General features: G+C 65.3%; 9 protein-coding genes. All 9 read left to right on the top strand.

The annotated features are described in order from the left end of the window. Positions 1 to 763, top strand: a 763-nt coding sequence (locus BZL41_RS03350) for an aldehyde dehydrogenase family protein (protein WP_143518013.1), incomplete at its 5' end; no start/stop codon positions are given. 581 nt (positions 764 to 1,344) lie between these two features. Then, positions 1,345 to 2,394, top strand: coding sequence for an endonuclease/exonuclease/phosphatase family protein (locus BZL41_RS03345; RefSeq protein ID WP_168190934.1), 1,050 nt, complete (start codon positions 1,345 to 1,347; stop codon positions 2,392 to 2,394). Positions 2,395 to 2,549: 155 nt separating this feature from the next. After that, positions 2,550 to 2,621 (top strand): pyrroloquinoline quinone precursor peptide PqqA, encoded by a 72-nt coding sequence (pqqA, locus tag BZL41_RS03340; RefSeq protein WP_003243383.1) that lies wholly within the window; start codon positions 2,550 to 2,552, stop codon positions 2,619 to 2,621. Positions 2,622 to 2,704: 83 nt separating this feature from the next. Continuing rightward, entirely contained in the window at positions 2,705 to 3,619 is a 915-nt protein-coding gene (pqqB, locus tag BZL41_RS03335; protein WP_095597986.1) for a pyrroloquinoline quinone biosynthesis protein PqqB, read from the top strand. Between the two features lie 26 nt (positions 3,620 to 3,645). Continuing rightward, a complete protein-coding gene (gene pqqC, locus BZL41_RS03330; RefSeq protein WP_095597985.1) occupies positions 3,646 to 4,398 on the top strand; it encodes a pyrroloquinoline-quinone synthase PqqC in 753 nt (250 codons plus the stop codon). Next, the gene (gene pqqD, locus BZL41_RS03325; RefSeq protein WP_095597984.1) at positions 4,395 to 4,673 is read left to right on the top strand and encodes a pyrroloquinoline quinone biosynthesis peptide chaperone PqqD; all 279 of its coding nucleotides are present in this window, start codon (positions 4,395 to 4,397) and stop codon (positions 4,671 to 4,673) included. The genes pqqC and pqqD overlap by 4 nt, the downstream gene beginning before the upstream one ends. Further along, a complete protein-coding gene (pqqE, locus tag BZL41_RS03320; RefSeq protein WP_095597983.1) occupies positions 4,645 to 5,790 on the top strand; it encodes a pyrroloquinoline quinone biosynthesis protein PqqE in 1,146 nt (381 codons plus the stop codon). The genes pqqD and pqqE overlap by 29 nt, the downstream gene beginning before the upstream one ends. Before the next feature lie 233 nt (positions 5,791 to 6,023). Next, positions 6,024 to 6,737: an AzlC family ABC transporter permease gene (locus tag BZL41_RS03315; protein ID WP_095597982.1), complete on the top strand. Its 714-nt coding sequence runs from the start codon at positions 6,024 to 6,026 to the stop codon at positions 6,735 to 6,737. Further along, positions 6,737 to 7,063 carry an AzlD domain-containing protein gene (locus BZL41_RS03310; protein WP_095597981.1) on the top strand — a complete coding sequence of 109 codons (327 nt, stop codon included), beginning with the start codon at positions 6,737 to 6,739 and terminating at the stop codon, positions 7,061 to 7,063. Before BZL41_RS03315 ends, BZL41_RS03310 begins: the two co-directional genes overlap by 1 nt. The last annotated feature ends 526 nt before the right edge of the window (positions 7,064 to 7,589 follow it).

Genomic DNA, 7,589 nt, shown 5'->3' with positions numbered 1-7,589 from the left:
CGATAACATCATCCCGTCCACCGTGGAACTGGGCGGCAAGTCGCCGAACATCTACTTCGAAGACATCATGCAGGCCGAGCCGGCCTTCATCGAGAAAGCTGCCGAGGGCCTGGTCCTGGCCTTCTTCAACCAGGGCGAGGTCTGCACCTGCCCGTCCCGTGCGCTGGTGCAGGAGTCCATCTACGAGCCGTTCATGGCCGAGGTGATGAAGAAGATTCAGAAGATCAAGCGCGGCAACCCGCTGGACACCGAGACCATGGTCGGCGCCCAGGCTTCGCAGCAGCAGTTCGAGAAAATCCTCTCCTACCTGGAAATCGCCCGCAGCGAAGGCGCCGAATTCCTCGCCGGCGGTGCCGCCGAGCGTCTGGAAGGCGGTCTGGCCAGCGGTTACTACATCCAGCCGACCCTGCTGAAGGGCCACAACAAGATGCGCGTGTTCCAGGAAGAAATCTTCGGCCCGGTGGTGGGCGTCACCACTTTCAAGGACGAAGCCGAAGCCCTGGCCATCGCCAACGACACCGAATTCGGCCTCGGCGCCGGTGTCTGGACCCGCGACATCAACCGCGCCTACCGCATGGGCCGCGGCATCAAGGCCGGCCGCGTCTGGACCAACTGCTACCACCTGTACCCGGCGCATGCCGCGTTCGGGGGTTACAAGAAGTCCGGCGTCGGCCGCGAAACCCACAAGATGATGCTCGACCACTACCAGCAGACCAAGAACCTGCTGGTCAGCTACGACATCAACCCGCTGGGATTCTTCTGAACCTTGGGGAGCCCGGCGCGTCGCTCCGCGCGCCGGGTTTGCTTGCCAGTGCACCGTCAGGTGCGGGTCGGTCCGGAAGCGCACACAAACACTCCAGTCCCGGACATGATCGTCATCGCAGCGCGGCTTCGGCCGCGTTTTTTTATTAATGTGGGGGCGAATTCATTCGCCCGGCGGAGCATCGCCGGGCATGTTGCAAGAAGGCTCAGAGCCCAACCGATTACTGAGTTTCGCAGACGCTTCTTGTTTCGCCCCCCGGCGAGTTACTTCTGGCAGTCGCCCCAGAAGGTAACCAAGAGGGCTTGCCCCGGCATATGGCCCCGGCTTCGCCGGGGTTCCCTCGCTGGGGGAGAGAATCTGCCAGGCATGGCAACGGTTGCAGCAGCTAGCATTCGTCTGGCTCAGCACCTCTGGGCGAATGAATTCACCCCCTACGGATCTTCGCCAGCAGAGCTGGCTCCTACAACGCTGCAAACGGTGACGCAGTGACAGGCGGTCTATAGTCGTCGGTACGCGCATCGCGCGATTGTCATCGGCACGAGGGAAGAATGGTGCGGACCCCGCCGCACAGGGAGATCGCCATGGATCGCGACATCAGCTTCGCCACTTTCAACCTCTACAACCTACAACTGCCCGGCAAACCCACCTATCCGGGGGCCAAGCCGTTCACGCCCGAAGCCTACCGGCGCCGACTGGCCTGGGCAGGCGAGCGGTTGCGCGAGTTGGATGCGGACGTGATCGCCTTCCAGGAGCTGTGGTCGGCCCAGGCGCTGCGTGAGCTGTTCGATGCCGCCGGGTTGTCCGCCGACTACGACCTGCAGTTCATCAAGGAGGAGTGGTACGACATTGCCGTGGCTGCTGCGGTGCGCAAGCCTTGGAAGGTGACCGCGAAGACCCTGCACAAGCGCTTCCCGGACGGTTTCCGCCTGCTCAAGCGCCGCCACGGCGAGCCCGGTGCCGATGTGCAGCGCACCGACGATGACATCGAGGTGAGTATCGACCTGTTTTCGCGCACGGTGATCCAGTTGACCCTCGGCCATGAAAACGCCCAGGTGCCGCCGGTGGAGGTGTTCTGCGCGCACCTCAAGTCCAAGCATGCCACGCCGCTCGACAAGCCGGAGGCCGGCAACCCGGCGCTCAAGCCGCATACCGCCGCTCTCGGCGCTGCGTTGTCCACCATCCGTCGCACGGCGGAAGCGGCGGCGCTGCGGATGATCCTCACCGACCTGCTCAAGGGGACCGACCGCGCCGCCGTGCTGCTGGGCGATCTCAACGACGGCGTGCACGCCAACACCCTGTCGATCCTCACCACCCAGCCGGTCTACCGGCGCTACGCCAGCTCGCGCAAGGCCGGTGCCAACGACGCCGGGTTGTACGCGGCGAGCTTTCTCCAGGCCCTCGCCGACTTCCAGGATGTGGCCTATTCCTACATTTACAAGGACGTGCGCGAACAGCTCGACCATATCCTGGTATCCGAGCAGTTCTACGACTATTCGAAGAAGCACCACTGGTCGTTCCGCGACCAGCGCATCTGGAACGATCACCTGGATGCCGAGGACCGGGACGGGCCGGAGCGGCCGACGTCCGACCACGGCATCGTCAGGGCCCGGTTTCTCTGGGACCCGGCCTGACCGGAATCCTCGGTGGCGCAGCGGCCGTCGTCGCCATCATGGCACTACCAAGGCACGACGCTGTCTCCTTCGAAAGTACCATTCTGCTGAAGGCAGGCCAGGTGCTTAATGGGACTGTCGGAATGCCTCCGACGCCATAACAAGAGGAATCAGCCATGTGGACTAAACCCGCCTATACCGATCTGCGCATTGGCTTCGAAGTCACCATGTACTTCGCCAACCGCTGATCGCCGCGTGCCCCGGCTCGCCGGGGTTTCCCGCGTTTCGCCGCTTCCCGCGGCGTTTTTTCGACGTTCGACAGGGCCTGGTCATGCATATCCAGATTCTCGGCTCGGCCGCCGGCGGCGGTTTTCCCCAGTGGAACTGCAACTGTCGCAATTGCCGTGGCGTTCGTGACGGCAGCCTGCGGGCGCAGCCGCGCACCCAATCCTCCATCGCCCTGAGCGACAACGGCGTCGACTGGATCCTGTGCAACGCTTCGCCGGACATCCGCGCCCAGATCGAAGCCTTTCCGGCCCTGCAGCCGGCGCGCAAGGTGCGCGACACGGCGATCGGCGGCATCGTCCTGCTGGACAGCCAGATCGACCATTGCACCGGCCTGCTGACCCTGCGCGAAGGCTGTCCGCATCAGGTCTGGTGTACCGAGATGGTCCACCAGGACCTGACCACGGGTTTCCCGCTGTTCAACATGCTCAAGCACTGGAACGGCGGGCTGGTCTGGAACCCCATCGGCCTCGACGGCGAACCCTTCGTCATCCCGGCCTGCCCGGACCTGCGTATCACCGCCGTGCCGCTGCGCAGCAGCGCGCCGCCGTACTCGCCGCACCGCAACGATCCGCACCCGGGCGATAACATCGGGCTGTTCGTCGAGGACGCGAAGACCGGCGGCAAGCTGTTCTACGCACCGGGCCTCGGTCAGGTGGACGAGGCGTTGCTCGAGCTGATGGCCAAGGCCGACTGCCTGCTGGTGGACGGCACCCTCTGGCGCGACGACGAGATGCGCGTCTGCGAGGTGGGCGACAAGCTCGGTAGCGAGATGGGCCACCTGCCGCAGAGCGGCCCCGGCGGCATGATCTCGGTGCTCGACGGGCTGCCGGCGCCGCGCAAGATTCTGATTCACGTGAACAACACCAACCCGATCCTGGACGTCGATTCCCCCGAGCGCGAAAGCCTTGCGGAGCATGGCATCGAAGTCGCCTGGGACGGCATGAACATCCGGCTCTGACCCGCATTTCGAGAAGGATCCAGGCAATGACCGCACCCGCCATGTCCCCCGCCGAGTTCGAACAGGCCCTGCGCGCCAAGGGCGCCTACTACCATATCCACCACCCGTTTCACGTGGCCATGTATGAAGGCCGCGCGACCCGCGAGCAGATTCAGGGCTGGGTGGCCAACCGCTTCTACTACCAGGTGTGCATCCCGGTGAAGGACGCGGCGATCATGGCCAACTGCCCGGATCGCGAAACCCGCCGCGAGTGGATTCAGCGCATCATCGACCACGATGGCGCGCCGGGCGAGGAGGGCGGCATCGAGGCCTGGCTGCGGCTGGCCGAGGCGGTGGGCCTGGATCGCGAGCAGGTGCTGTCGCAGGAGCTGGTGCTGCCGGGCGTGCGCTTCGCGGTGGACGCCTACGTCAACTTCGCCCGCCGCGCCAGTTGGCAGGAGGCGGCCAGCAGCTCGCTGACCGAACTGTTCGCGCCGACCATCCACCAGTCGCGGCTGGACGCCTGGCCGCAGCATTACCCCTGGATCGACCCGACCGGCTACGACTACTTCCGCAAGCGCCTGAAAGAAGCGCGCCGCGACGTCGAGCACGGCCTGCGCATCACCCTGGAGCACTACCGCACCCGCGAGGCTCAGGAGCGCATGCTGAATATCCTGCAATTCAAGCTGGACGTGCTCTGGAGCATGCTCGACGCCATGAGCATGGCCTACGAACTGGAGCGCCCGCCGTATCACACCGTGACCCGCGAGCGCATCTGGCACCGGGGGATCGAGCTGTGAGCGGCGATATCCTCGACAAGATTCCGGCCCTGCGTCGCGGCTTCCGCTTCCAGTGGGAGCCGGTGCAGGAGTGCCATGTGCTGCTCTATCCCGAGGGCATGATCAAGCTCAACGAGAGCGCCGGGGCGATCCTCGGCGAGGTGGACGGGCAGCGTAGCGTCGGCGCCATCATCGAGGTGCTGGCGGCGCGCTTCCCGGACGTCCAGGGCATCGACGAAGACATCCGCGCGTTCCTGGAGGTGGCCCATGCCCAGTTCTGGATCGAGTTGCGCTGAACGGCCCGGCCCGCCGCTCTGGCTGCTGGCCGAGCTGACCTACCGCTGCCCGTTGCAGTGCCCGTACTGTTCCAACCCGCTGGACTTCGCCCGCCAGGGCGAGGAGCTGAGCACCGCCGAGTGGATCGAGGTGTTCCGCCAGGCGCGCGAACTGGGCGCCGCGCAACTGGGCTTCTCCGGCGGCGAGCCGCTGGTGCGCCAGGACCTGGCCGAACTGATCAAGGCCGCCCGCGACCTGGGCTACTACACCAACCTGATCACCTCCGGTATCGGTCTCACCGAGGCCAAGATCGCCGCCTTCGCCGACGCCGGGCTGGACCACATCCAGATCAGCTTCCAGGCCGCCGACGAGGAGGTGAACAACCTGCTGGCCGGCTCGCACAAGGCATTCGCCCAGAAGCTGGCCATGGCCCGCGCGGTCAAGGCCCACGGTTACCCGATGGTGCTCAACTTCGTTACTCACCGGCACAACATCGACCACATCGACCGCATTATCGAGCTGTGCATCGCCCTCGAGGCGGATTTCGTCGAACTCGCCACCTGCCAGTTCTACGGCTGGGCCGAGCTGAACCGCGCCGGCCTGCTGCCGAGCAAGGCACAACTGGAGCGCGCCGAGCGCATCACCAACGAATACCGGGCGAAGCTGGCGGCTGAAAAGCATCCCTGCAAGCTGATCTTCGTCACCCCCGATTACTACGAGGAGCGGCCGAAAGCCTGCATGAGCGGCTGGGGCAAGCTGTTCCTCGACATCACCCCGGACGGCACCGCGTTGCCCTGCCACAGCGCCCGCCAGTTGCCGGTGCAATTTCCCAACGTGCGTGAACACAGCATCCGCCATATCTGGGAAGAGTCCTTCGGCTTCAACCGCTTCCGGGGCTACGACTGGATGCCCGAACCCTGCCGTTCCTGCGACGAGAAGGAGCGGGACTACGGTGGTTGCCGCTGCCAGGCCTACATGCTCACCGGCGACATGACCGCCGCCGACCCGGTGTGCGCCAAGTCGGACCGGCACGGCATCATCCTCGACGCCCGCCGCCAGGCCGAGGAATCGCCCCAGGGGCTGGAGAGCCTGCAATACCGCAACGAGAAGGCGTCGAGGGTTATTTGTAAGGGGTGAGGGGAAAGAGCGGTGCGGTGTGGTCATGCTGTTCATTTAAGGTCATGCACACCTGCTCCCCTCTCCCTAACCCTCTCCCCAGAGGGGACTGATCGTGTCTGCCCAACGCTAAAGTGAGCAGCATGAGTCCGGTGTAGGGCTTTGAGCTCACCCCTCCCATCCCCAGTAAGCAAGATCGTCCAAGACAGCCATGCCCGGAAGCGGATAGGGTGGCGGGTCCAAGGAGGTCTTGCATGTCCCGTTCCCATGAGTTTCTCAACGGTGTCCGCGACATGGTGCCCATGCTCATGGGCGCCGTGCCGTTCGGTATCATCTTCGGCACCCTGGCCGGCGCGGCCGGGTTGTCCGCCTGGCAGGCCATCGGTATGTCGCTGCTGGTGTTCGCCGGTTCTGCCCAGTTCATCGCCCTGAGCCTGATCGGCGGTGGCGCCGGAATGGCGGTGGTGCTGCTCACCACCTTCGTGGTCAATCTGCGCCACGCGCTCTACAGCGCCACCCTGCAACCCTTCGTCCGCCACCTGCCGACCCGCTGGCGGGTGCCGCTGGCGTTCTGGCTGACCGACGAAGCTTTCGCCGTGGTCCAGCACCGCTATGCCGAAGCGGACGCCTCGCCGTTCAAGCATTGGTATTACCTGGGCGCAGCCCTGGCCATGTACCTCAACTGGCAGCTTTCCACGCTGGTCGGCGTCGCCTTCGGCCAGGCGGTGCCGAACCTGGCCGGCTGGGGCCTGGACTTCGCCATGATCGCCACCTTCGTTGGCATCGTCGTGCCGATGCTGCGCAACCGCCCGCAGGTGGCGGCGGCCCTGGTAGCCGCGGCGGTGGCGCTGCTGGCCCACGCCTGGCCGTACAAGCTCGGCCTGATGGCGGCGGCGCTGGCGGGGATCGTGGTGGGTGTCTGGCTGGAGCGCAGTGCCGATACCGAACTGGATGAGGAGACCGCCTGATGGATACCTGGCTGCTGATCCTCGGCATGCTGGCGATCACCTTCGCCACCCGCTACAGCCTGTTCGCCTGGCCGGACTTGCGCTTCCCGCCGCTGGTGCGCCAGGGCCTGCACTATGTCCCTGGCGCGGTGCTCACCGCCATCGTGGTGCCGGCCATGCTGATGCCCGAAGGAGAACTGGCGCTGCGTCTGGACAACGCCTACCTGCTTGCCGGCCTGTTCACCATCGCCCTGGCGGCCGTCACCCGGAATCTCCTGGCGACCATCGTCGGTGGGTTGGCGGTGTTTTTCCTGCTGCGCTGGGCGTTGGGGCAGTTGCCGATCTGAGCGGGGTTCGGTCCCGGACTGCGCCTGGGCTTATCTGGGCTACGGACGGGGCGGGGCGGTGCCATGTGGGCGAATGAATTCGCCCAATCAGCACGCCGTTGGCTCTGCCTGCGTTAAGTGTCGCTAGAAGGTTCTGAGCCAAACCGATTACTGCGTTCTCAGATACTTCTTGTTTCGCCCCCCGGCGAGTTACTTCTGGCAGTCGCCCCAGAAGGTAACCAAGAGGGCTTGCCCCGACATCCGGGTCTCGCTTCGCGAGACTCCCCTCGCTCCATCGCCGTTCCGGGGGGCGGCGCGAAGGGCCATCCCTGGCCAATCGCGCCTCTCGCGGCATCCATGCCGCTCGTCCCCCTACACGACGATTCCACTCGGCCTCCTGACGGGGCTCCGATGTTGGCCTCACCTTTTTCGCAAGCCTTCAGGCAATGACAAAGCGTCCGGATCACTTCGTTGCGCCGGGCAGCACGAATCTCCCCTCTCCCGTTTACGGGAGAGGGGCCGGGGGAGAGGGGATGGCCTCGTACAG

The organism is Pseudomonas sp. PIC25 (assembly GCF_002286785.1).
Classification (GTDB): Bacteria; Pseudomonadota; Gammaproteobacteria; order Pseudomonadales; family Pseudomonadaceae; genus Pseudomonas_M.
Note: the sequence above shows the minus strand (reverse complement) of the source record. Positions and strands in the feature narration are given on the sequence as shown.